This window comes from Novosphingobium sp. HNCC26BN242 (genome assembly GCF_057180525.1).
Window position 1 is genome coordinate 1597083 of record NZ_JBXUGM010000001.1, and the last position, 25816, is coordinate 1622898.

24 protein-coding genes and 1 tRNA gene are annotated in these 25816 nt (G+C 62.1%); 4 read left to right on the plus strand and 21 right to left on the minus strand.

The genetic code is table 11. The annotated features are described in order from the left end of the window. Positions 1-34: 34 nt before the first annotated feature. From AC2A1F_RS07345 to AC2A1F_RS07390, 10 genes are all read right to left on the minus strand, one after another. Complete coding sequence (locus tag AC2A1F_RS07345) at positions 35-1039, minus strand: IS30 family transposase (RefSeq protein WP_484207800.1); 1005 nt, start codon at positions 1037-1039, stop codon at positions 35-37. Positions 1040-1179: 140 nt separating this feature from the next. Beyond that, complete coding sequence (locus AC2A1F_RS07350) at positions 1180-1347, minus strand: hypothetical protein (RefSeq protein ID WP_484208083.1); 168 nt, start codon at positions 1345-1347, stop codon at positions 1180-1182. Next, on the minus strand, positions 1344-2111 hold the full coding sequence (locus AC2A1F_RS07355; protein WP_484208084.1) for an MBL fold metallo-hydrolase: 768 nt from the start codon (positions 2109-2111) through the stop codon (positions 1344-1346). The genes AC2A1F_RS07350 and AC2A1F_RS07355 overlap by 4 nt, the downstream gene beginning before the upstream one ends. A 10-nt stretch (positions 2112-2121) precedes the next feature. Beyond that, positions 2122-2898, minus strand: coding sequence for a TatD family hydrolase (locus AC2A1F_RS07360; protein WP_484208190.1), 777 nt, complete (start codon positions 2896-2898; stop codon positions 2122-2124). After that, positions 2898-4463, minus strand: coding sequence for a methionine--tRNA ligase (gene metG / locus AC2A1F_RS07365; protein WP_484208191.1), 1566 nt, complete (start codon positions 4461-4463; stop codon positions 2898-2900). Before metG ends, AC2A1F_RS07360 begins: the two co-directional genes overlap by 1 nt. A gap of 50 nt (positions 4464-4513) precedes the next feature. After that, on the minus strand, positions 4514-5470 hold the full coding sequence (locus AC2A1F_RS07370) for a DNA polymerase III subunit delta' (RefSeq protein WP_484208085.1): 957 nt from the start codon (positions 5468-5470) through the stop codon (positions 4514-4516). Beyond that, the gene (tmk, locus tag AC2A1F_RS07375) at positions 5470-6096 is read right to left on the minus strand and encodes a dTMP kinase (protein WP_484208086.1); all 627 of its coding nucleotides are present in this window, start codon (positions 6094-6096) and stop codon (positions 5470-5472) included. Before tmk ends, AC2A1F_RS07370 begins: the two co-directional genes overlap by 1 nt. Next, positions 6093-7268 carry a D-alanyl-D-alanine carboxypeptidase family protein gene (locus AC2A1F_RS07380; RefSeq protein WP_484208087.1) on the minus strand — a complete coding sequence of 392 codons (1176 nt, stop codon included), beginning with the start codon at positions 7266-7268 and terminating at the stop codon, positions 6093-6095. Before AC2A1F_RS07380 ends, tmk begins: the two co-directional genes overlap by 4 nt. 56 nt (positions 7269-7324) lie before the next feature. Continuing rightward, entirely contained in the window at positions 7325-8290 is a 966-nt protein-coding gene (locus AC2A1F_RS07385; RefSeq protein ID WP_484208088.1) for an SPOR domain-containing protein, read from the minus strand. Positions 8291-8300: 10 nt separating this feature from the next. After that, positions 8301-9341, minus strand: a complete 1041-nt coding sequence (locus tag AC2A1F_RS07390; RefSeq protein WP_484208089.1) for a lytic murein transglycosylase — start codon at positions 9339-9341, stop codon at positions 8301-8303. A 122-nt stretch (positions 9342-9463) separates the two neighbouring features. Between AC2A1F_RS07390 and AC2A1F_RS07395 the strand changes: the two genes are divergently transcribed. Both AC2A1F_RS07395 and AC2A1F_RS07400 read left to right on the plus strand, forming a co-directional pair. Continuing rightward, positions 9464-9553: transfer RNA gene (locus tag AC2A1F_RS07395), tRNA-Ser, on the plus strand. Positions 9554-9594: 41 nt separating this feature from the next. Next, positions 9595-10077, plus strand: coding sequence for a shikimate kinase (locus tag AC2A1F_RS07400; protein ID WP_484208090.1), 483 nt, complete (start codon positions 9595-9597; stop codon positions 10075-10077). 300 nt (positions 10078-10377) lie between these two features. On the opposite strand, the gene lpdA is transcribed toward AC2A1F_RS07400, so the two are convergent. Both lpdA and AC2A1F_RS07410 read right to left on the minus strand, forming a co-directional pair. Next, positions 10378-11790 carry a dihydrolipoyl dehydrogenase gene (gene lpdA / locus AC2A1F_RS07405; RefSeq protein WP_484208091.1) on the minus strand — a complete coding sequence of 471 codons (1413 nt, stop codon included), beginning with the start codon at positions 11788-11790 and terminating at the stop codon, positions 10378-10380. Between the two features lie 74 nt (positions 11791-11864). After that, on the minus strand, positions 11865-13148 hold the full coding sequence (locus AC2A1F_RS07410; RefSeq protein WP_484208092.1) for a pyruvate dehydrogenase complex dihydrolipoamide acetyltransferase: 1284 nt from the start codon (positions 13146-13148) through the stop codon (positions 11865-11867). Between the two features lie 171 nt (positions 13149-13319). Here AC2A1F_RS07410 and AC2A1F_RS07415 point away from each other — a divergent pair, with 171 nt between their 5' ends. Next, positions 13320-13778 (plus strand): universal stress protein, encoded by a 459-nt coding sequence (locus tag AC2A1F_RS07415; RefSeq protein WP_292628839.1) that lies wholly within the window; start codon positions 13320-13322, stop codon positions 13776-13778. Positions 13779-14030: 252 nt separating this feature from the next. Here AC2A1F_RS07415 and AC2A1F_RS07420 read toward each other — a convergent pair whose 3' ends face one another. From AC2A1F_RS07420 to radA, 9 genes are all read right to left on the minus strand, one after another. Next, positions 14031-16310 carry a ribonuclease R family protein gene (locus tag AC2A1F_RS07420; RefSeq protein WP_484208093.1) on the minus strand — a complete coding sequence of 760 codons (2280 nt, stop codon included), beginning with the start codon at positions 16308-16310 and terminating at the stop codon, positions 14031-14033. A 39-nt stretch (positions 16311-16349) separates the two neighbouring features. Continuing rightward, on the minus strand, positions 16350-17696 hold the full coding sequence (locus AC2A1F_RS07425; protein ID WP_484208094.1) for a M28 family peptidase: 1347 nt from the start codon (positions 17694-17696) through the stop codon (positions 16350-16352). A gap of 83 nt (positions 17697-17779) precedes the next feature. Beyond that, on the minus strand, positions 17780-19327 hold the full coding sequence (proS, locus tag AC2A1F_RS07430; protein WP_484208095.1) for a proline--tRNA ligase: 1548 nt from the start codon (positions 19325-19327) through the stop codon (positions 17780-17782). A 66-nt stretch (positions 19328-19393) separates the two neighbouring features. Further along, positions 19394-19948, minus strand: a complete 555-nt coding sequence (gene phaR, locus AC2A1F_RS07435; protein WP_484208096.1) for a polyhydroxyalkanoate synthesis repressor PhaR — start codon at positions 19946-19948, stop codon at positions 19394-19396. A 78-nt stretch (positions 19949-20026) separates the two neighbouring features. After that, entirely contained in the window at positions 20027-21085 is a 1059-nt protein-coding gene (gene alr / locus AC2A1F_RS07440) for an alanine racemase (protein ID WP_484208097.1), read from the minus strand. Continuing rightward, positions 21078-22706, minus strand: a complete 1629-nt coding sequence (locus AC2A1F_RS07445) for an MFS transporter (protein ID WP_484208098.1) — start codon at positions 22704-22706, stop codon at positions 21078-21080. Before AC2A1F_RS07445 ends, alr begins: the two co-directional genes overlap by 8 nt. 79 nt (positions 22707-22785) lie before the next feature. Further along, positions 22786-23241 (minus strand): iron-sulfur cluster assembly scaffold protein, encoded by a 456-nt coding sequence (locus tag AC2A1F_RS07450; RefSeq protein ID WP_484208099.1) that lies wholly within the window; start codon positions 23239-23241, stop codon positions 22786-22788. Position 23242: 1 nt separating this feature from the next. Then, positions 23243-23797: a CvpA family protein gene (locus tag AC2A1F_RS07455; RefSeq protein ID WP_484208100.1), complete on the minus strand. Its 555-nt coding sequence runs from the start codon at positions 23795-23797 to the stop codon at positions 23243-23245. 13 nt (positions 23798-23810) lie between these two features. Continuing rightward, positions 23811-25178, minus strand: a complete 1368-nt coding sequence (radA, locus tag AC2A1F_RS07460) for a DNA repair protein RadA (protein WP_484208101.1) — start codon at positions 25176-25178, stop codon at positions 23811-23813. A gap of 160 nt (positions 25179-25338) precedes the next feature. On the opposite strand from radA, the gene AC2A1F_RS07465 reads away from it, so the two are divergent. Further along, the gene (locus AC2A1F_RS07465; RefSeq protein ID WP_484208102.1) at positions 25339-25812 is read left to right on the plus strand and encodes a hypothetical protein; all 474 of its coding nucleotides are present in this window, start codon (positions 25339-25341) and stop codon (positions 25810-25812) included. Positions 25813-25816: the final 4 nt, after the last annotated feature.

The window sequence follows — 25816 nt, forward strand, 5'->3', positions numbered from 1 at the left end:
GGGGTGGGGCGAGCCCCACCCCCGGCAACAAAATTCAAGTCGCTATGTGGGCTGCGATTTGTTCTCCAATGACCTCGGTTGGTGTTCGGAATCCGAGGCACTTGCGCGGCGTGTTGTTCAGCCTCTGGATGATAGCTGCCAGATCAGAATCGGGCAGTGCGGCAATGTCAGTATCGAGCGACAGAAAGCGGCGGATGCGACCATTGCTGTTCTCCACGCTTCCCTTCTGCCAGGGCGCTGATGGCTTGCAGAAATAACTCGTCATGCCGAGTTTTGTCTTGAGTGTAGCGAATGCCGCAAACTCGGTGCCGCGGTCGAACGTAATGCTTTGCCGAAGGGTCGGGGGAAGGGGGCCAAGGTGGTGTTCAATCCCCGCCATGACACCGATCGAATGGCGACTGGGGTTGCGCGTGAGCACGATATATCGGCTGCGCCGTTCGACCAACGAGGTAAGATTGGATTTTCCAAATTCTTTCCTGAAAGCAATGAGATCGCCCTCCCAGTGACCAAACTGCTTGCGTTCGGCAATCTCTTTGGGACGTTCTGCGATGGTGTTTGCCAACGGGATATTCAGGCCTCGCGGTTTGCGCGCATAGCGCTGGCGCCGCGTCTTCCGCTGGCGCGGCAGGTGGCTCCAGAGGCCTAACTGACGACCTTCTGTGCCGTATACAAACTGGTAGATCGTCTCGTGGCAGACAGTAATGGGATTGGCCTCATCGAGCCTTAAGCGGCCAGCAATTTGCTCTGGTGACCAACATTGCTGAAGATGCTCCACGATGCGCGCGGCAAGCTCACGATCACGGTTGACCTTGCCGCCACAAACCCGGCGCGAAGCAGCTTTCCGATGTGCGACACGACCGAAATAACCACGAAACCAGGCATCCTCATCATAGAAAAAATTGCGCCGCAGTTCGCGATAGATTGTCGATGGATGCCGCCGGAGTTCGGCCGCGATCCGGCCAACAGGTATACGACGATCGCGCATGCGCATGATCGTGTCACGCTCTTCGAGACTGAGATGCCGGTAGTTATGAGCCATTGCGCGTCCTTTTGAGTGGGGCACAAAGTGCCCGGAAACCCTCAAGATTCGCACTTCCAGATAGAATCCACCCACCCCGTTCATCAACATTGATAATAAGTATTATGTAAATTAAAGCTGGGCGCCTTGAAGCCTTATCTTCATCCGATCACCGAAAACACCAGCGCCACCGCCACGAACAGAAACGCCCATAAGGCTCCCATGCGCAGCCCTTCGCTCAATCCGATCTGCTTTCCGCGCAGATTGGCGATGATAAGGACCATTGCCATGGCAATTCCGATCAACTGCGCCACGTCGTTGCCGCTCACACCAAGATCTCCATGCCATCATAGGCCGGCTCCACATGCTCGGGCGTTTCACCGCACAGCGTCCGATAGTCCATCGACTTGTCGAGATGTGTCAAAATGCCGCGCCCTGCGCGCGTTGCCTCGATCAGTTCAAGCGCCATGGCCAAATGCGAATGCGTTGGATGCGGCGTGCGGCGCAGACAATCGACCACCAGCACATCAACCTTGTAGAACAGGTCGATCATGTCGCTGGTAATTTCGCTGAAGTCTGTCGCGTAACCGATTGTCTTTCCACCCTGATCAAACCGGAATGCAGTGGATTGCGCCGGGCCGTGCGGCATCTGGCAATGCCCGATCCCGATCCCGCAGATCATCCGCACCCGGTCCAGATTGTCGAGTTCCACTATCGTGTGATAGCCGTGCTGCCCTGCAAAGACATAGCCGAACCGCTGCCGCAACCGCCGCACAGTTTCACCCGCCGCATAGCCTGGAATGGGCCCAGCACGGCCATAGCGCAGTGGCCGCAGGTCATCGATCCCGTGGCAATGGTCGGCATGGTCATGCGTCCACACCACGCCATCCACCCGGTCGATCCCGCAAGCAAGAAACTGGTGGCGCAGGTCGGTCGGCGTATCCACCAGCAAGCGGCTGCCATCTTCGCCCTCGACCATGATCGACACGCGTGTGCGCCGGTTGCGCGGTTCGGTCGGGTCGCAATCACCCCAGTCGTTGCCGATGCGCGGCACTCCGGTCGATGTGCCGGAACCCAGAATCGTCAGTTTCACCGCCCGGCCTTCACAGCGCGGCCTTGCTGAACAGGCGGAAGAAGTTGGCACCGGTCATATCGGCCAATGCTTCGTTGCTCGTGCCGCGCAGCGACGCCACAAAACCGCAAGTATCGGCCACAAACGCAGGCTCGCAGGTCTTGCCCCGATGCGGCACCGGCGCGAGGAACGGCGCATCGGTCTCCACCAGCAGCCGATCCTCAGGGAGATCGGCAGCTATACCCTGCAAATCCTTGGCGTTCTTGAACGTCACGATGCCTGAAAGCGAGATCGAAAGCCCCAGCTCCAACATCTGTGCGGCAAAAGGAGCTGATGCTGTGAAGCAGTGTATCAGCGCCGGAAAGGCCCCCTGCTCCATCTCCTCGGAAATGATCCGCGTCGTATCGTCCTCGGCATCGCGGGTGTGGATGATCACGGGCAGTCCGGTTTCGCGCGCCACGCGGATGTGCATGCGGAACAGGTCCTGCTGCACTTGTCGGTCCGAATGGTCGTAAAAATAGTCCAGCCCCGTCTCGCCAATGCCGATCACGCGCGGGTGCGCGGCAGCTTCCAGCAGCACGGCCTCGCCCAGATCGGCATGGCCATCGGCTTCGTGAGGATGGATGCCCACGCTCGCCCAGACATCGCTTTCGCGCTCTGCTGTGGCCACAATGGCCGCCCATTCGCTCTGCCGGGTGGAGATGTTTAGAAACCCGCGCACCCCACTTTCGCGTGCGCGGTCAAGCACTTGCGCCTGATCCTCAACAAGTCCCTTGTAGTTCAGGTGGCAGTGGGAATCGATCAGCATCATGCCGATGCGCTCTCCTCGGGCAGTTCCAAGCGCGGGAAAGCTGCCACCGGCTGCGCTAAACGCTCACCCGTCGCCACGCGCGCCATGTACCAGTCAGCGTCCGTCAAAGCGTCAAACCCACGCGCATCGGCCGCAATTCCCAATTGATCCAGCACCTTCGATGCCGAACTTGGCACCACCGGTGCAATCGCAATGGTCAGATCGCGGATCGCCATGAACAGCGTTAGCAGCACCGCTTTCATCCGCTCAGGATCGGTCTTGCGCAGCGCCCATGGCGCTTGCTCATCAACATAGGCATTGCAGGCAAACACCGCCCGCATCCACGCTTCGATCCCACTTGAGAAGTTCAGCGCCTCAAACTCACGCGGCAGCTCATATTGGCACGCCGTGAACACCGTGGCCAGCAGCGTATCGTCAGCCTCTGTGGTCGAAAATGCGCCAAGTTCACCATCCATGTTCTTGAAAATCATGGATAATGTGCGCTGCACCAGATTGCCGTAACTGTTCGCCAGTTCAGCGTTGCAGCGCATTACTATGGCCTCTGGCGAATAGGAGCCGTCCTGCCCGAACGCCACTTCGCGCATCAGGAAATAGCGCAGCGGGTCCACGCCGAACCGCTCGGCCAGTGCCAGTGGGTCGGTGACATTGCCGAGCGACTTTGATTCCTTTTGCCCCCGGTTCAGCAGAAAGCCGTGGCCGAACACCTGTTTGGGCACCGCCAGCCCCGCGCTCATCAGGAACGCCGGCCAGTACACCGTGTGGAACCGCACGATATCCTTGCCAATCAGGTGCAGATTCGCAGGCCAATACTTTGAAAAATCGCCGCTTTCGTCGGGATACCCAAGGCCTGTAATGTAGTTGGTCAGCGCATCGACCCACACGTACATCACGTGCCCATCGCTGCCAGGAACCTTGATCCCCCAGTCAAAACTGGTCCGCGAAACCGAAAGATCGCGCAGGCCGCCTTCGACAAAGCGCGCCACTTCGTTGCGCCGGCTGTCGGGTTGCACGAACTCGGGATGCTCTTCATAGAGCTTCAGCAGCGGTTCGGCATATTTCGAAAGCCGGAAGAACCAGCTGCCCTCGACCGTCCATTCCACCGGCGTGCCCTGTGGCGAGAGCTTCTCGCCCCCCTCACCTGCCACCAGTTCGCTTTCGTCATAGAATGCTTCATCGCGCACCGAATACCAGCCTTCGTAGCGATCCAGATAGAGATCGCCATTGGCCTCCATGCGCCGCCACAACTCCTGCACCGATTCATGGTGGCGTGGCTCGGTCGTGCGGATGAACACATCATACGACACATTCAATTCATCGCACATCTGTATGAAATACGATGACATTTCGTCCGAAAGCTCGCGCGGGGTCACGCCCAGCTCGCGCGCTTTTTGCGCCATCTTCAGGCCGTGTTCGTCGGTCCCGGTCTGGAACCGCACGTCACGCCCCATCGCCCGCTGGAACCGCGCAATCACATCAGCGGCAATCGCCTCATAGGCATGGCCAATGTGCGGTTTGCCGTTGGGATAAGAAATCGCGGTGGTGATGTAATAGGGTTCGCCCATCGGGCCTTTCACTTTCAAGAAATTGCTGGCAAGAAATCGCTGCAGAGCGCTTATCGCACCCCTTCCCTAGGCGGCGCAGCGGCTGCCAGCAAGGAGCCGATTTCCATCGCCAGCATGCCCACATCAAAATTGTAGATCGGCGCTTCACCTGCCAGCCTGACCAAACGGGCATGCGCCTGCACCAGCCGCAGCTTTCCCGCATCATCGACCGTATCAAGCGCGCGCACCACGGTCATCCGTGCCGCCTCGATCGCCGCGCCCAGCCTTTCCCGGTCAGGCCGTGTGCCAATTGCCCCCGCCAGTGCCCCGCGCAAGGCCAGATCGGCATCCCCCTGCGCGATCAGCTTTTCATAGACCGCCTGTGCCCGCCCCAGATCCTGCTCCGCAAAAGCCAGCGCCGCCCCCGGCGATCCGCCAGCCACCGCCAGCGCCGCGTGCCGCGTTTCAGAATCCAGTTCAGGCGCGGCCAGATCGAGCGCCCGCGCCACATCGGCATCGCTCAACGGGTGAAACCGCACGATCAGGCAGCGCGATCGCACTGTCGGCAGCAACCGCCCAAGCGCATGGACCACCAGCAGGAAAAAAGTCCCCTGCGGCGGCTCCTCCAAACTTTTGAGCAGCGCATTGACCGCGCTTTTCTCCAGCAAATCAGCCGAATCAATGATTACCGCCCGCCGCGCACCCAGCGTTGGCCGCGTGTTCAACCGCCGCTGCAGCCCGCGCACCTGATCGACCGAAATGCTCCGCTTCAGCTGATAGGGCTTACCCTCATCGCGCTTTTTGACCTCGTCATCATTGGCCGGAAGCGGGGACAGGACGAGGATATCGGGATGCGCTTCAACCGCCGGTTGCGGCACGCCCGGTTCGGCCACGAGTTCCGCCGCCGCCGCGCGCGCAAAGCTGGCCTTGCCCAGCCCTTCCCGGCCCGCCAACAGCCAGCCATGGTGCATCCGCTCGCCCGCCATCGCCGCGCGCCACGCCCGCCACGCCTCTTCATGCCCGATCATCATAGCGCCGCCATGATCCGCGCATGCACATCCTCCGGCGTGCCCTCGGCATCAATCACCACAAAGCGCCCCGGCTCAGCCTCGGCAAAGCGCCGAAACGCCGCGGCCACCCGTGCATGATAGTCTGCCCCGCGCCCGCCGATCCGGTCCGCATTCTCCCCATCGCGCAAGGCCAGTCGCGCCGCCGAAACCTCGGGCGCGACCGTCAGCAACACGGTCACATCGGGCAAAAGCGCCTTACTGCCAATCCGATGGAGCTCCATGACCTCATCGTCAGACAGCCCGCTCCCGCCGCCCTGATAGGCGCGGCTACTGTCCACAAACCGATCACACACCACCCACGCCCCACGCGCCACCGCAGGCCGGATCAGCTTTTCCACATGGTCCGCCCGCGCCGCTGCAAACAGCAGAGCCTCTGCGCGCGGCCCCCAGCCATCGCCCTCGTTGGAGAGCAGCATCGCGCGGATCGCTTCGGCCCCGGTGGTCCCGCCCGGTTCACGCGTGGTTACAACCTCGATCCCGCGCGCGCGCAGGGCTTCGGCCAGCATGCGGCCTTGCGTGGATTTGCCCACACCCTCGCCGCCCTCCAGCGCGATAAACTTTCCAGTCACAGCCGGATTGGTCACAGGCCCACCAGCCCCAACGCCCCATCGCGCAACCGGTGCAACATCCCGCCCTTGGCCACATCGGCACCTGCCACCAGCGGAAGCACATGCACCGGCTCACCCGGCACGCGCACCAGCAGGCTGCCCACGGTCTCGCCCTTGGCAATCGGCGCTTTCAATGGCCCTTTGTAGCGCACGCTCAGGGTATAGGCGGCCTTGGCCCCGCGCGGCACCGTCACGCTTAGGTCGCGCGGGGCCAGCAGCGGCACTTCACGAGCGGCACCGCCTTGCACCACAGCGCTCCCCACCGCCGCACCCTTGGCAAACAGCGGCAGCGCGTCCCACATTGCAAAGCCCCATTCGATCAACTCGCGCGCTTGCTTGGCGCGCAAATTCGGCCGGTCATAGCCGCCCAGCACCATCACCAGCCGCCGCCCATTGCGCTGTGCCGATCCCACAAAGCCATACCCAGCCTCGTTGGTGAACCCGGTCTTCACCCCGTCCGCCCCTTCGACATAGCCATAGAGCGGGTTGTGATTGGGCTGCGTAATCCCGCCCCAGGTCATCCCGGCATGGCCATAAAACTGGCGGTAGAGCTCGGGAAACCGCGTCATCAACGCGCCGCTCAGCGTGGCCAGATCGGCCGCGGTCACATAGGTCTGCCCTTCGTCCATCCATCCGTTGGGCGTGTTGAAATGGCTGTCGCGCATCCCCAGTTCTGCCGCCGCATCGTTCATCAGCTTCGTGAACGCAGGGACAGATCCGACAGCACCCTCGGCCAGCACCACGCAGGCATCGTTGGCCGAAACGGTCACAATTCCCTCGATCAGTTCGGCTACGCTGGCCTGGGAATCGGCGGGCAGAAACATCGTGCTGCCCACCCGGTGCCATTGCTTGAAAGTCTCGGGTCGCATCGGCATGCGTTGATCCAGCCGCATCTTGCCCTTGGTAATCAGGTCAAACGCGACATAGCTGGTCATGATCTTGGTGATTGATGCCGGTACGAACCGACGGTGCACATCGCGGGCATAGAGCACCCGGCCTGAACCCACATCGACCAGCAGCGCAACCGGCGCATCGATCTGCGGCATGGCGGCCATGGCTATGTCCACACCTGCCGCCGAGCTTGCCGCCACAGGCGCTGCCGCCTTGACCGGCGCAAAGCCTGCCGCGACCACTGCCAGAACTGTCAAACCTCTCGCGCGCAATCATCGTCCCCGGCTAAGCAGGGCCGCCCGCGCGGTTCACATCATGGCGCGGTCACGACCCGGGCATCGGCATAGCCCGCTGCGCGCACCTTCGCCAGCGCCGCGTCGGCTTGTCCACGGTCCTTGTGCGGTCCGGTGCGCACCCGCCACACGCGGCCCGCTTGCGAAATTGATCCGCCGATGGCCTTCGCCACGGTTTCAGCCCGCGCCTTGTCGGAATAGGCCCCGGCCTGCACGTAAATCCCCGTCACTGGGGCAGCAGGTTTCGCAACTGTTGCAGGTGCTGGCTTCGGTGCAGGTGTTGGCTTGGGCGTTGGTGCCGGAATCGGCGCAGGAGTCGGTGTAGCCTTGGGCGCAGGCGTAGGCTTGGGCACCGAAGCCTCGGCAACCTTGGCTTTTGCCTGAGGTACTGGCTCAGGCTTTACCATCGGCGCAACTGGCACAGTGCCAGAAGCCGGCACCACCGCAGCAGGCGTCACCACCGCAAGGCCCAGCTTGCGCTTCAGCGCGCTGAGCAGCCCCGGCGGCGTGTCCATGCGCGCGGGCACTTGGCCTCCGGCGCGCAACTGCGTCCGCTCAGTCTCGGGCGGATTGGTGCGGCGCACACGCACCGGCTCACGCGAACCTGCAGGCAATCCCAATTGCGCCCATGCCCCGGGCGATAGCGCAATCAGGTCACTGCCCTGCATCGGCCCACGCTCGGTCAGGCGCACCAGGATCGTTCGCCCACTCTCCAGCGAGGTCACTTCAACATAACTTGGCAGGGGCAAAGTCCGGTGCGCCCCGCTCACCCCCGCTCCATCGGCGATCTGCGCATAGCCAACCGAATCATAGTTCATCGTATCAGCAGGGGTATACGTCACCCCATCCACCACGAATGGCGCGCCCAGAACCATCGGATAGTCCCCGGCGGGCCCGCGCATCTGCGTCTCGGTAAGTGCCGGAGAAGGCCCTGAAACCCGGGCATCTGCGCCACCACAAGCTGCCAGAAGCAGGGTCGCGGCCATCGCGGTTACATTAGCGGCTGATCTCATCTGCAAGAAGTCCCACGGACAGAGCGTAAAAGTTCGAGCAGTTGTAATCGAGGATAACCCTATAATTTCCGGTTAGCAGATAAGCCGTCTTGCTTCGCCCGTCCGGTTCCAGGAGGCTGGCCATCACATTGTCGGCAGGCCAAGCCCCCGTTTTCGGCACAATTCCCAGCGCGCGCCATTCCGCCATCGTTTTCCAGCCCGTATGCCGATCAAACACGCGCGGGCAGCGCGGGCTTACCATCGTGGTGCCCAGGCTCCCTCGGTCCAGACCGTCCGGCACGCTCACTGCCACACCCCACGGCTGCCCGCTACGCCATCCGGCATCGCGGAAATAGTTGGCGATCGATGCCAGCGTATCGGTGCGATTGGTCCAGATATCGGCAAAGCCATCGCCATCGCCATCGGCCGCCACACGCAGATAGACCGACGGCAGGAACTGCGGATTGCCAAAGGCCCCCGCCCAGCTGCCCACCAGTTTCGACCGCGGCACACCCCGGTCCACCATCTTCATCGCCGCCACAAATTCATCGGCAAACAATTCGCGCCGCCGCCCTTCATAGGCCAGCGTAGCAAGCGATCGGGCCAGATCGAAATCACCGGTATAGCCGCCATAATCCGTCTCATGCCCCCAGATCGCCAGCATGATCGGGCCGGGCACACCATAGCGCCGCTCAATCGCGCCAATCTGCCCGGAGGCCGCTGCAAACTGCCGCCGCCCGCGCGTGATGCGCGATGCGTCCACATGTTTGCGCTTGTAAGGCTCAAAGGCCGGGATCGTCCCCGTCGAGGATCCCGGCTGCGCCCGGTCCAGCTGAATCACCCGCGGATTGAGCGTCAACCCTTGCGTCATCGCCGAAATCGTTGATTCCCGCACACCTTCGGCCCGCCCACGCGCCGCCAGCAATTGCAAATACCCCTGAAACCCGCGCTCTTCCGCGTCCACCTGGCCCACTGCTGGCCCGCCCGCAAACAGGGCCATCGCCACAACACCGGCAAGCCGCAACCACGGTTTTTTTCTCAACATTTCCATTTTTCCGGTCTCGCACGGTTCAACACCGATGGGAATCCCCTTTGCGTCCGAAACAGAAAGCGCTAACGGCGAACCGTTCTCCCGAGCCGCCCAGCGGCATCAGGCAGGCAAAGCGCGGACAGGTGGCCGAGTGGTTTAAGGCAGCGGTCTTGAAAACCGCCGTGGGTGGAAGCTCACCGTGGGTTCGAATCCCACCCTGTCCGCCAATTGCCTGAAAGCCCCGATTTTCACGACGGCGCAAATCATCATGACGTCCAGCAACGCAAATTCGACAATCGTCCTCATCGGGCATTCGGGCGTCGGAAAATCCACGTTGGGCCCCTATCTGGCCGAGGCACTCGGATATGGTTTCTTCGACGTCGATCAGGAAATCGCCGACCTGCCGGTGGTCAGATCCTACAATGCAGCCTTGCGCCGAGCTGTGATCAATCAGTTGATGTCCGTCCAGAATGTCGTGATTGCGGCCGGATGCGAGGATTTTTGCGACGAAATCATGACTGCGGATATGAAGGACCAGGTCTTTTCCGTCTGGCTCGATGCCAACTCCGAAGGTCGGCCAGCGCGGACAGTGATCGTCTATACCCAATTTTACAAACAGAGCCGGTCTGAACAGGACAAGATCTTCAGCACGGCAAACCTATCGGTAAGTCTCGACAATTTGACGATTCCCGAAGCGGCTGAACTTCTGATCGGCAGGGTAAAGACGGCCCTCGCACTTCGAAGCCGTTAGCACTGCCGATTGCAAAGTTGGCCCGCGCAGATCCGGACAGAACCCAAAACCATTTTCCTACAAGCCGAAAATCTGCAACCGTCAGAGGCTTTTTGACATCGTGAAGCTCAACAGCATGCAACTGCGTCAGGCGGTGCATTACCGCTAATTCAACTTCATCAACTAACTCTGTGCAAGTCACTGACAACGCGTGATTCGCCCAAATTTGGCTTGGCCAAGCCAAGAACAAAAGCGCGGACAGGTTGCCCCATCCGCGCTTTGTTGTTGTTCGCCAAGGGTTTGGCGGTAAAACTTCAGATATCAGATGTGGATCGCGCGCCCAAATGCGGCCAGCACGCTTTCGTGCATGGATTCGCTGATGGTCGGATGTGGGAACACGGTGTGCATCAGTTCGGCTTCGGTCGTCTCCAGCGTCTTGCCTATGACATAGCCTTGGATCATTTCGGTCACTTCAGCGCCAATCATGTGCGCGCCCAGCAGTTCGCCGGTCTTGGCGTCGAACACCGTTTTCACAAAGCCTTCGGGCTCGCCCAGGGCAATCGCCTTGCCATTGCCGATGAACGGGAAGGTTCCGGCCTTCACGATATAGCCCGCCTCCTTAGCCTTGGCCTCGGTCAGGCCGACGCTGGCGATCTGGGGGTGGCAATAGGTGCAGCCGGGGATGTTCATCCGGTCCATCGGGTGCGGGTGGACGTCCTTGTTGCCCAGTTCCGCGGCGATGGCTTCGGCGGCGATCACGCCTTCGTGGCTGGCCTTGTGCGCCAGCCATGGCCCCGGCGTCACGTCGCCAATGGCCCACAGACCCTTCACATTGGTGCGGCCATAGCCATCGATGGTGATGAACCCGCGATCTGCCGTGACTTTCAGCGCTTCAAGGCCGATGTTCTCGGTGTTCGGCACGATGCCGACCGCCACGATCACATGGCTGAACTCACTCTCGGCAACCTTGCCGTCCTTACCCTTGATCTTCGCCTTCACGCCCGAGCCAGAAACGGCGAGGTTTTCAACGCCCGCGCCGGTCATGATGGTCATGCCCTGCTTGGTCAGCGCCTTTTCAAGGAAGGCCGATACGTCAGCATCCTCGACCGGCACCACGCGGTCCATCATTTCGACGACCGTAACGTCCGAACCCATATCGTTGTAGAAGCTGGCAAATTCGATGCCGATAGCGCCCGATCCGATGACCAGCAGCTTGCTTGGCAGTTCCTTGGGGGTCATCGCGTGGCGATAGGTCCACACCCGCTCGCCATCGGCCTTGGCAAAGGGCAATTCGCGTGCGCGGGCGCCTGTGGCGACGATTACGTGCTTGGCTGAAATCGTCTCTGTGCCCTTTTCGCCGGTTACTTCGACGCTGGTCGCGCTCTTCAACACGCCGTTGCCCATGTGGACGGCGATCTTGTTCTTCTTCATCAGGTGCGTGACGCCCTGATTGAGTTGCTTGGCCACCCCGCGCGAGCGCTTGACCACCGCATCCAGATCGGCCCGGATGTTGTCAGCGGCAAGACCATAGGAAGCGGCGTGCTTCATGTGGTTCAGCACTTCGGCCGAACGCAGCAGCGCTTTGGTCGGGATGCAGCCCCAATTGAGGCAGATGCCGCCCAGATTCTCACGCTCCACAATCGCGGTCTTCAGGCCAAGCTGCGCGCAGCGGATCGCGGCGACATAGCCGCCGGGGCCGGAACCAAGAATGATGACGTCGTATTGATCAGCCACGCGAATGCTCCTTCAGGCCCTTACCTGGCCCATGATCTAGCGGCGCGAACGGCATAAAGCCGCTCACAGAATGGTCAGGCAACAAGGCCTAGCGGGTTTTCGATCAAGGCCTTGAACACCTGCATCAGTTCGGCCCCATCGGCACCATCAATCGCGCGATGGTCGAAGCTGCCGGTGGCCGACATGACCGTGGCGATGCCCAGAGCGCCGTCGATCACATAAGGCCGCTGCTCACCCGCGCCGACCGCCATGATCATCGCCTGGGGCGGGTTGATCACCGCATCGAAGCTCTTGATGCCGAACATGCCGAGGTTCGAAAGCGAGGCCGTGCCGCCCTGATATTCGTGCGGTTGCAGCTTGCCCTCGCGCGCCTTGCCGGCCAGCGCCTTCATCTCGGTGGCGATGGCCGAGACAGACTTCGCGCCTGCATCGACGATGATCGGCGTGATCAGGCCCGAAGGCGCAGCGACGGCGACCGAGATGTCGGCGCGGCTGTAGGTGCGCAGTTCGTCGCCTGCAAAGCTGACATTGCACTTGGGCACTTGCACCAGCGCCTTGGCCAGCGCCTTGATAATCAGGTCGTTGACCGAAAGCTTTACGCCCTGAGCCTCTAGCGCCTTGTTCAACTGGCCGCGCAGTTTGAGCAGCGCATCGAGCTGGATATCCACGGTGAGGTAAATGTGCGGGATCGTCTGCTTCGCTTCGGTCAGGCGGCGCGCGATGGTCTTGCGCACGTTGTTCAGCTTGGTCGCCTCGTAGGGGATGCCAAAGTCTGGGATTGCAGCTGGTGCCGGAGCAGCTACCGGTGCAGCAGCAGGCGCAGCGGCGGGTGCAGGTGCAGCCACGGCAGCGGTCGCTGCAGGCTTTGCACCTTCAACATCGGCGCGGACGATCCGGCCATTGGGGCCAGAGCCCGCCACGCCAGACAGGTCCACGCCCTTGTCAGCCGCAATACGCTTGGCCAGCGGGCTGGCAATCACGCGGTCACCCTTTGGCGCTGGAGCCAGAGCCGGTGCGGCGGCGGGAGCAGCATCAACCTTTGGCGCAGGCGCAGGTTCGGCAGCTTTTGCGGCGGGAGCCGGGGCGGCAGCGGGCGCAGGCGCGCTAGCATCTTCATCTTCGCCCACGATCGTTGCGATCACGGTGCCGACCTTCACGCCTTCGCTGCCTTCGGAAACATCAATCGAAACCACGGTGCCTTCGTCAACCGCTTCAAATTCCATCGTTGCCTTGTCAGTTTCAATCTCGGCCATGATGTCGCCAGAGGAGACTTTATCGCCCACTTTGATAAGCCACTTTGACAGGGTGCCTTCCTCCATCGTCGGGGAAAGCGCTGGCATCTTGATCGCGATGGGCATGGGTATGTGGTTCCGTGTCCTGAGGCGCAGGAAAAAAGGCCGCCGTAACGGAAACCTTTCCTGCATCTTTTGTCCGTCCCATTTCACCAGCATGGCGTGTCGGGTCAAGTGGCTTGGCGCTTGCACCGCATACGAATTTGCCGATATCACCCGTGCGGAAGGATCAATCCCATGCCGCAGCGTATCTATATGGTCATCATGGACGAGACCGACGAGGCCAAGGGTGCGCTGCGCTTTGCATCCCGCCGTGCGGTACGAACCGGTGGGGCGGTCCATATCCTCGCACTGGTCCCGCGCCAACAGTTTGTGGCGTTCGGTGGTGTCCAGGCGACCATGGAACAGGAAACGCGCGACCGGGCCGAAGTGCTGGCCATGTCAGCCGCCGGTAGCCTTGCCAGCGAATCGGGCCTGACTCCGGTCATTTCGGTGCGGCAGGGCGATGGGCCGAAAGTCGTGCGTGAATATCTGGGCGAGCACCCGGAGATTTCGGCGCTGGTGCTGGGCGCTGCGGGGGGAAGCTCTCCCGGCCCGCTGGTCACGCACTTTGCCGGGATTGCCGGGCAATTGCCCTGCCCACTGATGATTGTGCCGGGTGCGATTTCGGATGAAGAGATCGACCGGTTTAGCTGATCTTCGTCATTCCCGCGCAGGCGGGAATCCAGTGGAGATGAAAAGGACGCCGCGGTGCGACGATGTTCTCGGAGTGCTGGTTTCCCGCCTGCGCGGGAATGACGACCGGTTTCTTGGAGCGACGGGGGTGCCGCAACATGCCCTCCCCCGACCCCTCCCGCAGGTGGGGTGAAATCACCGTTCGTGTCGAGCGAAATCGAGCCACGGCTAAAGGTGTCTCGACTTCGCTCGACACGAACGGGTCATAGACTACTACTTGCGGCGGCCTTGATGGCGGATGTTGGAAGGGCGGCCGCGTTTTCCGGCGGTGAACTGGCCTTGTCTGCGCGCTTTGTGATCGGTTTTGCCACCGCGCCGTTCGATTCGCTGGACTCCTTCGGCCACATCGACCGGTTCGAACTTTAGTGCACCGGTCAGCGGGTTGGCTTCGGCCAAGCGCAGTTTGAGGATCTGGCCCATGACGAATTCCTCGCCAGACAGTTCGCCGATCAGGGCTTGCGCCTTTTCATCATAGTTGAAGCGTTCCGCGCCAAGCGTAGAGATGGGCACCAGACCATCACCGCCAAGACCGATGATCGTTGCGAAGAGACCGAACTTCTGGACGCCGGTAACGCGCGTATCGAACACTTCACCGACTTTGCCCGAAAGCCACGCCGCGACATAGCGGTCGATGGTATCGCGCTCGGCCTCCATCGCACGCCGTTCGGCGTTGCTCAACGCTTCGGATACGCGGGCGAGATCGGCACGGTCGCGGTCTGACAGGCCGGATGTGGCAGGAAGGTCGGCCTTGGGGCGTGGTTGTTCCAGCCCATAGGCATCGACGAGCGCGCGGTGGACCAGCAGGTCCGAATAGCGGCGGATGGGCGACGTGAAATGGGCGTAGGAGCCGAGGGCGAGGCCGAAGTGTCCGGCATTACGCGGGCCATAATAGGCCTGAGTCTGGCTGCGCAGCACGGCTTCCATGATCAGCGCCTTTTCCGCCTCGTCCGCGATGTCTTTCAACATGCGGTTGAACAACGATGGCGTGATGACCTGGCCGAGCGAAAGCTTCTTGTCGAACGTGGCGAGGTAGTCTTTCAGCGCAGTCAGTTTTTCACGGCTTGGTGGTTCGTGGATGCGATAGACGACCGGCGCGACTTTGGCTTCAAGCGCCTTGGCGGCGGCCACGTTGGCCGCGATCATGAAATCTTCGACCACGCGGTGCGCATCGAGCCGTTCGCGGATGGCGATTTCGGCGATCTTGCCTTCGCTGTTTAGTACGACGCGGCGTTCGGGCAGGTCGAGGTTCAGCGGATCACGGGCGTGGCGGGCCTTTTCGAGCAGCGCCCAAGCTGACCAGAGGTTCTGAAGGTGCGGCGCGGCCTCATCTACATCAATCCGCCGCTGCGCTTCTTCATAGGCGATGACTTCGGAGATGCGGACGATGGCGCGGGTGAAGCGCCACTCGCGGATGTTGCCAGAGCTGTCGATGGTGAGGTGGCAGGCCATTGCGGCGCGGTCTGCGCCCGATTTCAGCGAGCAGACTTCGGCGCTGAGCACTTCGGGCAGCATCGGCACGACCCGATCCGGGAAATAGACCGAGTTGCCGCGCTTGCGGGCCTCGCGGTCCGTCTCGCCGCCGGGGCGCACATAATAGCTGACGTCAGCGATGGCGACGAGGGCCTTGAAGCCCCCTTCCCCGTCGGGTTCGGCCCAGATCGCATCGTCATGATCGCGCGCATCGGCGGGGTCGATGGCGACGATGGGCAGGTGCCGCAGGTCTTCGCGCGTCTCTTCGTTGAGCGGGAGTTTGGCGGCACGTTCGGCTTCGGTCACGGCGCCTTCGGGGAAGACAAACGGGATGCCGTGTTTATGGATGGCGATCAGGCTGAAGGCGCGCGGGGCCAGCGGATCGCCCAAGACGGCGACGACTTTCATGCCTGCGCGTGGAGAGCGACCATTGGGTTCGGCCAGAACCAACTGGCCCTTTTCCGCGCCGCCAAGATCGGAGATCGGCACGGCGTTGCGCACGCGCTTATCGACCGGGGCAAGCCAGCCTTTGCCGGTGGCGTCGAGTTCGACGACGCCCATCATCTGCTCTTCGCCGCCCTGCAGCTTTTTCATCGGGTGGGCGATCCAGCCTTTGCCCGCTTCTTCGGTGCGGGCGAGCACGCGGTCACCGGTGCGAAGGGCGGCGGTGCGATCCCGCACTTTGCCGCGCGGTTCGATCACACGAATGCGTGGCGGGGGGCTGGCATCATCGGGCTGCCAGCTGTCGGGCACGGCGATGGGTTCGCCCTCGTCAATCTCGACGATGCGCAGCACGGTGACTTTCGGAACGCCTCCCATTGCGTGGAAGGCGCTGCGGTTGCCATCGATGAGGCCTTCGTTGGCCATGTCTTTGAGCAAGGCTTTGAGCGCTATCTTTTCCGTGCCTTTGAGGCCGAAGGCCTTGGCCATTTCGCGTTTTCCGGCCGGTTCATCGGACTGGGCGATGAAATCGAGCACCTGTTGGCGCGTGGGGAGGCCTTGGGGAAAACGGAGTTTGGTCATTGGGAGCATGTGGTCGTTCAAGCCCCCGATGGCAAGCTGTTAGGGCTTGGTAATTGCCGAGATTAGTGGCGCGAATTGGCCGCCGGGGACGGCCGAAGCGATCGGGCTTTCCGAGCCGTCTGCTGCGACCGCGTTGACGCCGAACAGCCAATCGTCGGCCCGGACGCCGGGCAGGCTGGCTTTTGTGTCGGCGGTTTCGAGCAGCTTGGTCTGCCACATCGGCGCATCGGTGCGGCGCTGCCATAGGCTATAACGGACAGCGCCAGGGACGGGTTGCCATTCGATGTCGGTGCTGGGTTTGACCGCGCCCTTCACCACCGGGGCGGGAGGCATAGGCGTGCGGGCGAATTTGGCGAGTGCGCGCACGTTCAGCCGGGTAACCTTGGCGAGGTAGGGGAAGTCCATTTCGTCAACCGTATCGCCGAACTTTACGCCCGCTTCGGTGCGCAGGTCCTGATGCTGGTGTTCGTAGTCCTCAACCGCCACAGTGAAGCGGACGGCGGGGAAGCCCTTGTCAGAGAAGGGCAGCTGATCGCCGCCCCGGCCCATGCGATCAGCGCGCCAGATCTGGCGGACGGCGAGGCCCTTGCTGTCATCTTGCGCAAGCGAGGCGACCCAGCGGGAGATGTTCCGCGAGGGGCTGTCGTTCTCGCCACCGAAGCGGCGCATTTGCGCGCGCAAAGCGTCGGTCGAATCCGCACGCAAGGCTTCGGACAGGACGCGGATATTGGCATTGTCGCGGTAACCGTCAGAGCCGGTGGAGCCGCCGACGATATCGTTGTTGAGCACGGCTTTGACTGTCCAGCCTTGAGCGGCGGCATAGTCAGCGAGGAGTTTTCCGCCGAGCAGGCCCTGTTCTTCGCCCGAGAGCGCCGCGTAGACGATCGTTGTGGGGAACTTTTCGCGGCTGAGCACGCGGGCCGCTTCGAGGACGAGCGCGGTGCCCGATGCGTTGTCGTTGGCGCCGGGGGCGTCCTTTGTGGCATCGAGCACATCGGAAACACGGCTGTCGATATGGCCCTGGACGATCACCACTTCGTTCGGGCGTTCAGTACCGCGCTGGATGGCGACGACGTTTACGAGGCGGGTGGGTGCGGGGACACGGTCGCCGGTGACAATGGTTTCGGGCAGAACCACTTCGAGACAATTGCCGCAGGCGGCGCTGGCCTTGCGGAATTCGGATTCGGCCCATTTGCGGGCGGCACCGATGCCGCGTTTCGGATCAGTCTGCGAAGACAGCGTGTGGCGGGTGCCGAAGCTGGCAAGCTTTTCCACATCTTCGCGCAGGCGGGCTTCGGAAATGGCATCCTCGGGCGCGGCGTGAGCAGCGGTGGACGCGTCTACGGTGGAAGCAAGGAGCGGGAGCAGGATCAGATAGTTGCGCATGAAAACGTCATGCAACGGGCGGGGCTGTGCTGCAAGCGGGGGGCGACGAAAGGGTGGCGGCGCTGCGCCACCCTTTCGGGCAATCAATAGGAGCGGGCGATCAGGATCGTCTCGGTCGCGGGCTGGCCAGTGAACGGGCAGGTGCCGGTGGGCACTGGTGCGTTCAATGGCGTGTTGCGGATGGTGAGTTTGAGCGACTTAAGCTGTTCGACGACGGCATCGAGCGCGGCGCCGGTGGGCTTGGACCAGCCCATTTCGACCCAGCCCGGATACTTGTTGCCCTCGGCGAAGTAGGCCTTGAGACCAGCGAGATCGGTCACATCATGCACGATCTGGGCATCGCGGCGGGTGCGGGCTTCTTCGTGGAGCGCGGTCTGGATGGCTTCGAGTTCCGACGCGGCGCTGGCAATGAAGGCTTCCTTGGACTGGCCGACGAAGTTGGGCTTGGCGTCAAGACGCCAGAGCTGATCACGCCGCAAGGCCGAGACTTGCCCGCCTTCGGCATCGCGGCCGCCGATTTCGAGGATCAGCGGCACGCCCTTCTTGACCCAGGCCCAGCGCTTTTGCGTGGCCTTGCCGGGGCGCTTGTCGAGCAGGACTCGGATGCGTTCGCCAAAGGCGCTCTGTTTGGAAAGTGCGGCGCGGATATCTTCGCAGTACGCCAGCAGCGCGTCGTCACCGTCATTGTCGCGCAGCATGGGGAGGATGACGATCTGCTGCGGCGCGATCTGCGGGGGAACGCGCAACCCATCATCATCGCCGTGTGTCATGATCACGCCACCGATCAAGCGGGTGGAGACGCCCCACGAAGTGGTGTGGGCGAGCGCCTGCTGGCCTTCCTTGTCCTGATAACGGATGCCGGCGGCCTGCGCGAAAGTGGTGCCGAGGTAGTGTGAGGTGCCGGCCTGCAGCGCCTTGCCGTCCTGCATCATCGCCTCGATCGAGAAGGTTTCGACCGCGCCGGGGAAGCGCTCGTTCTCGGGCTTGGGGCCAGCGATCACCGGCATGGCGAGTGGGCCTTCGGCAAAGGCGCGATACATTTCGAGCGCGCGCAGGGTTTCGGCCATTGCGTCGGCCTGATCGGCGTGGGCGGTGTGGCCTTCCTGCCAGAGGAATTCGCTAGTGCGCAGGAACATGCGCGTGCGCATTTCCCAGCGCACGACATTGGCCCACTGGTTGACCATCAGCGGCAAATCGCGCCACGACTGGACCCAGCGCGCCATTGCCGCACCGATCACGGTTTCGGACGTTGGGCGCACGACCAGCGGTTCTTCGAGCTTCGCCTCGGGATCAGGCGTCAACCCGCCCTTCCCGTCAGAAATCAGGCGGTGGTGGGTGACGACCGCCATTTCCTTGGCAAAGCCTTCGACGTGCTCAGCCTCCTTGGCGAAGTAGGACAGCGGGATGAACAGCGGGAAGTAGCAATTCTCGACGCCCGCATCCTTAATCTGCGCGTCCATCAGCTTCTGGATACGTTCCCAGATGCCATAGCCCCACGGGCGGATCACCATGCAGCCGCGCACGCCGGATTCCTCGGCCAGTTCGGCCTCGGCGATCACGGCTTGATACCACTGGGCGAAGTCTTCGGCGCGCTTTACATTGAGCGCATGCTTTATGGCTGGCTGGTTCATGGATTTGCGCGTTAAAGCGCAAAAGCTGTGACCGCAATGCCCGGTGTGGGCATTGCGGGGTTCAAATCAGCTGGAAAGCTGATCCAGCTTCTTTTGCATTTCAGCCATCTGTTTGCGCAGTGCGTCAAGATCATCGGCCTCGGTAGCGGCAGGTGGCTGCTCGGTTGAACCTTGAGCAGCAGGAACGAAGGCGGCGGCGGCAGCCTTGAACATTTCCATGTTGCGCTGGGCAATCTGAGCGAGCGGATTTGCGCCGAGGCTTTCTTCGATCGCTTTGCGCATCTTGGCCTGATTTTCGCGGAAATGGTCCATCGAAGCTTCAAGATAGCTGGGCAGGAAGGCCTGCATCGAATTGCCATACATCGAGATCAATTGGCGCAGGAAATTGGTGGGCAGCATCTGCTCGCCCGCAGCTTCTTCGTCCATGATGATCTGCGTCAGGATGGCGTGGGTAAGATCCGCGCCCGTTTTGGCATCCATCACTTTGAAGTCGATATTTTCCTTCACCATCTGGGCGAGATGGTCGAGCGTGATGTAGCTCGATGTGCTGGTGTTATAGAGGCGCCGGTTAGCGTATTTTTTAATTATAACCGTGCCGCCATTCTTGGATTCACTGGCCATGGTCTGGCTTCCTACTGCGACGAAGCTATGTATTAGCACGTGCAGTATGTGCGGCGCAACATATCTTAACAAGTACCGTTAAAGACCGAATTGACGGGAAAATCTTTGACCCAACAGGGTGAGCAATTCGTATTGCGACAACCCGGATTGCTGCGCCGCAAGTGGCAGATCATATTCAGCCGCCAGCCAATCGCCTTCTGCACAATCGGGGCAACCGGTAAGGTCCACGATCGTTAGATCCATCGAGACGCGGCCGAGCACAGAAATGCTGTGGCCTTGCCATGAAAAGCGGCCCTTGCCCGTCCAGCAGCGCAGATAGCCATCAGCATAGCCGAGCGAGAGCACACCCGCACGCATCGGCGCAGTGGCAGTGAACAGGGCGTTGTAACCCACCTTGTCACCCGGCTGCAGATGGCGGACTTGCAAGACCATGGCTTCGGGCCTGGCTACAGGTTGAATGTGCCCGGCCAGTTCGGGGCGCACGGTCCCGCCATATAAGGCAATGCCGGGACGGGTGAGATCAGCGTGCCAGGCAGCGCCCAAGGCAATCCCGGCGCTGTTGGAAAGGCTGTAGCGAAGTGCGGTGAGGCCAGCGCGCACATCGGTAAAGCGTAGCCGCTGCGCCTCGTTCTGCGCAACGTCCTCGTCCGCGCTGGCAAGGTGGCTCATGCAAATGTCGATATCTAGCGCTGCGACTGCCGGGTCTGCCAAGTGGCCAAGTTCGAGCCCGAGACGGTTCATGCCGGTGTCGACCATGAGATGACAAGGACCGCCGCCGGACTGCGTCCAGAGCTGGATCTGGGACAGGCTGTTGAGCACCGGCCGCACGCCGGTGCTGCGCGCGAAATCGGCCTCGTCACGGTTAACGGGGCCATGCAGCACGGATATGCGCTCTGCCGGAACATGCGGCAGAAGCGCGGGCACTTCGGACCAGTGCGCCACGAAGAAATCGCGGCATCCTGCTGCGGCAAGAAGCGGCACGACGCGGGCGGCGCCGAGGCCATAGGCATTGGCCTTTACCGCAGCACCTGCTGCAGCCGTGCCCGACAGCGCATCGAGCGCGCGCCAGTTTGCCATAAGCGCTGCACTATCGAGCGAGAGGCGCAGGGTGGCAGGCGGCGTTTTGATTTCAGTCATCGGCAAAGTCAGTCGCCAATCCCGGTTTCAGGCCCCAGATCGCCACGAGAAACGCGATGAGGACGACAACCCACGTGTACCAGAGGCCTGCATAAGGATCGCCTGTGCGGGCCACGATATAGCTGGAAATCAGCGGCAGAAAGCCGCCGAAATATCCGGTGCCAAGGTGGTAGGGGATCGACATCGAGCTGTAGCGGATGCGCGGTGGGAACATTTCTGAAAGCAGTGCGGCAACCGGGCCATAGGTTGCGCCGGACATGGCCATCAGCAGGGCAAGCGCGACAAGGACCAAAGCCAGCCTGCCTGCCGAGGGTTTCACTTTGGCAAAGTCATAGCCATGAGCCGAAAGATCGGTCTGCAGCGCCTTGATCCGCACGGCGGCTTTTTCTGTCCACGGATATGTGGCGATGGCCATCGGTGCGCCGCCGACTGTGGCGGTGAAGCCGGGTGCGGTATCAAGCTGGTAGCTGATGCCCGAGGCGGAAAGATCGGACAGGAGCCGGGCGCAATTGCTGGATTGTTCGGAAGCAAAGGGGCTGTAATTGCAGTCTGGCCCGGCCACGACCACCGGATTGCGCTGTGCAGCAGCGGCGAGTTCCGGGTTGGCGGCAGACCCGAGCAGCCAGAACGTGGGGAACAGCAACAGCAGCGTGAGCGCATAGCCGATGACGATCGGCTTTTTGCGCCCGACCCGGTCCGACCATGCGCCTGCGATCAGATAGAATGTCATGCCGATTGCCCCGCCGATGCCGACGATGATCTCGGCCCAAGTATCGTCCATCCGCGCGGCCGATTTGAGGAAGCCGAGGCTGGTGAACATGGCGGTGTACCAGATCACGGTCAGCCCCGCGGCAATGCCGAACAGCGCGATGAAGATGCGGCGCTTGTTGCCGGGGTAGGTAAAGCTTTCGACAAAGGGGTTTCCGGCCAGCTCACCGCTTTCCTTCATCGCCTTGAACACCGGGCTTTCCGACAGCTTCAGCCGCATCCATAGCGAGATTGCCAGTAGCACGATGCTTAGCAGGAAAGGCACGCGCCAGCCCCAGCTTTGCCAAACTTCGTCGCTCATCAACCCCTTGCTGGAGAGCACGACGATCAGGCTGAGCACGAAGCCGCCGACGACGCTGGCCTGAATATAGCTGGTGTAATAGCCGCGTCTGCCGCCCGGCGCATGTTCGGCAACATAGATCGCCGCGCCGCCATATTCTCCGCCCAGTGCCAGACCTTGGAGCACGCGCAGCAGCAGGACGATGGCGGGCGCGAACAGGCCGATGCTCTCTGCTGAGGGGATGAGGCCCACCCCCGCCGTGGCAATGCCCATCAGCGTGACGGTGACAAGGAACGTATATTTGCGGCCCAGCTTGTCGCCCAGATAGCCGAACAGGATTGCGCCCAAGGGGCGAAAGCCGAAGCCGACGGCAAAGCCAGCCCAGACCAGCAGGACCTGCAAGGTGGCATTGTCTGAGGGGAAAAAGGTCTTGCCGATGATGGCGGCCAGTGTGCCGTAGATGAAGAAATCGTACCATTCGAACACGGTACCGGCGGAACTGGCGGCAATGACAAGCCGTATGTCCGATGCACTCGGCTCGATCTTGTGTTCGCTCGACACGGTTGCAGTCACGCCAAAATTCCCCCGGACCATGCTTTATTGCTGCGTGCTGTAGCCAACCGCTTGGCCCGGCGGCAAGCCCCGCCTTTGTTCATTCTGCGGGCAGTTTGTTATGATCAGGCAAGGCGGCAAGCGCCGCATCCCATGCCAACAGGATTGCGCCATGACGGGCCGGATAATCGCGGGCCGGATCGAGCAGGGCAAGGCCCGGCCAATCAGGCTGCTCCCCATCTCCGGCAAGCCAGAGCGCAAGGCTGGCGCGCGCTTGGGCTATGGCGGCGCGGGTTTGGCCTTTTGCGCCGCGCACGAATTGGGCGGCTGCGGCCTGACCAATGGCGCAAGCGTGTGGGCGCAGGGCCAACGCGGTGATTGCGCCGACAGCATCGGTTTCGAGCGCAAGATCGAGCGTGCTGCCGCAGCTGCGGGAGCGAGCCGTGCCGGTGTAGGGCAGATCATCGCGCCATGGGAAGGCGGCAAGCTCCATCGCGGCGGCCAGCACTTCGGGCGTGTAGAGCCTCCGACCCCCACTCGAAACACTGGCGCTCATCTTAGTCACCCAGCGCTTGTTTGCGGGCCTTGTTGCGGGTCGCCTCGCGCGCCTGATCTGCGGCCTGTTCGCGCCGTTCGGAGATCAGCGTGAGCAATTCCTCACTGGCGGCATTGAGCAGCGGATATGTACGGGCCTGCGTGATCCATTGCGGGCGGCCATCTGCGCCCCACGCCAGATCATAGCCGAACACCGTGATCGAATAGCCCAGCACGACAATGATAAAGCCCTTCAGTGCGCCAAAGCCGAACCCGAGCAGGCGATCAATTGGACCCACCACCGAATCGCGACTGGCACTGCCCATGCGCCGCGCGATCATGCGGGTTGCGATGTAGGGGCCGAGCAACAGCAGCGCAAAGGCCAGCACGCCCGCGCCCGTCTCGGTCGGCAAATGGGCGGAGAGCCAGACGGTCAGGTCTTCGTGGAGGTAATGCACGGCCAGCAAGGCCAGACACCAAGCGGCAAGCGACAGGACTTCTTCGACGAACCCGCGAAGGAAGCCGCCGACGGCACCGATGCCGACAAGGATCAGGACTACATAATCAAAACCGGTCATGTCCTGCGAGGTCCTATGACCCGCCCATTATGCGGTCAATCAGATTTGGGAGCAGGCGGAGCGGCGAATAGCGCAGGCCTTCGACTTTTTCGGCCCCCGCCTCGGGCCCGCAGCCCAGCTTGAAGCCGAGTTTGGCCGCTTCGCGCAGGCGGACGGGGGTGTGGGCCACCGGGCGGACTTCACCGGCCAGCGAAATTTCGCCGAACCAGATCGAGGCAGACGGCAGGGGTCGATCCGACAGGGCCGAGACCAGCGCGGCGGCAACGGCCAAGTCTGCAGCAGGATCGGTCAACCGGTAGCCGCCCGCAACATTGAGATAGACTTCGGCGGTGGAGAAATTGAGCCCGCAGCGCGCCTCAAGCACGGCCAGCAACATGGCAAGGCGACCTGAATCCCAGCCCACCACGGCGCGGCGCGGGGTGGCTCCGCTGGCAAGGCGAACGGTGAGCGCCTGAATTTCAACCAGTACGGGCCGTGTGCCTTCAAGCGCGGGGAACACGGCGCTGCCCGGCACCTGATCTTCCCGGCCCGACAGGAACAGCAGCGAGGGATTGCCGACCTCTTCCAGCCCTGCCCCGGCCATCGCGAACACGCCGATTTCATCGACTGCGCCAAAGCGGTTCTTGATTGCGCGCAGGATGCGGTACTGATGGCTGCGTTCGCCTTCAAAGCTCATCACCACATCGACCATGTGTTCCAGCACGCGTGGGCCGGCAATCGAGCCGTCCTTGGTGACATGGCCGACGAGGACCAGCGAAACACCGGTTTCCTTGGCATAGCGGATCAGTTCAAACGCGCAGCCGCGGACCTGGCTGACCGTGCCGGGTGCACCTTCAATTTGATCGGAGTGCATGGTCTGGATCGAATCGATCACGAGCAGGTCGGGCGTTGGCATGGTGCCCAGCGTTGTCAGGATATCGCGCACCGATGTGGCGGCGGCGAGCTGGATAGGGGCTTGGCCCAGCCCCAGACGATCAGCCCGCAGACGAATCTGGTCAGACGCCTCCTCTCCGCTGATGTAGACGGCCGAGCCGCCCGACATCGCGACTTTCGCAGAAGCCTGCAGCAGCAGCGTGGACTTGCCAATGCCGGGATCGCCGCCCATCAGGATGGCGCAACCGGGCACGAGGCCGCCACCCAGCGCACGGTCAAATTCGGCAATGCCGGTGGTGCGACGTTGCGGCAGGGTAACCGGTTCGTTCAGGTTGACGAAGGCGACGCGGCGGCCCCCGCTCGACAGGTCATGCTTGGCCGAGAAGATCGTTTCGGGCGCTTCTTCGACCAGCGTGTTCCATTCGCTGCAATCGGCGCACTGGCCCTGCCAGCGATTTGTCACGCTGCCACAGGCTTGGCAGACATAGCGGCGTTTGGGTTTGGCCATCGCAACCGATTATCAGAACATAGGTGGAACGCAAGCCAGACTTGGCCGATGTGGCAGCAATTGCTTAACCATGAAGGCTGGCAGCATCCTTAACGTGCGTTGACTATGCAGGCGGTCGATGGCCCGCAGATCACCTCACCTTCTTGGCATTGAGCCGAAAATGTACCGGCACTTCGCAGCGCTGACGCTGGCGATTTCGGTGCTGATTGCGCTGTTCGCTGATGGCGAGGCGCAGGAGGCCATGGCCAAAAGCCAGCAGAACGCGGAACTGAAGCGCGCCGAAAAAGCCAAGCAGGGCGGCCCAAAACTGGTCGACAAACGCAGCGACAAGGCCAAGCAGTTCCGGTCAAGCGGGTTCGACGACCGGTTCGATGAGCCGATGGATAGCAGCGGCCCCAGCGATGGTGGGCTTGTGTTGGCGGGTATGTCGACCGGGCAGTCACCGATCATTGTGGAAGTCGATCAGGCGGCGCTGGCCCGCATGACTCCGGCCCAGCGCGCGGCCTATCTTAAAATGCTGGAAGCAGAAAAACGCAAGCGCATTGCACAAGGACCCATGCGGCCCACATTGGCGCAAATCGAGGCGCTGGCCGCGCAATCGGCCGCGCGGTCCGGCTCGGAAAAGCCGGAATAGGAAA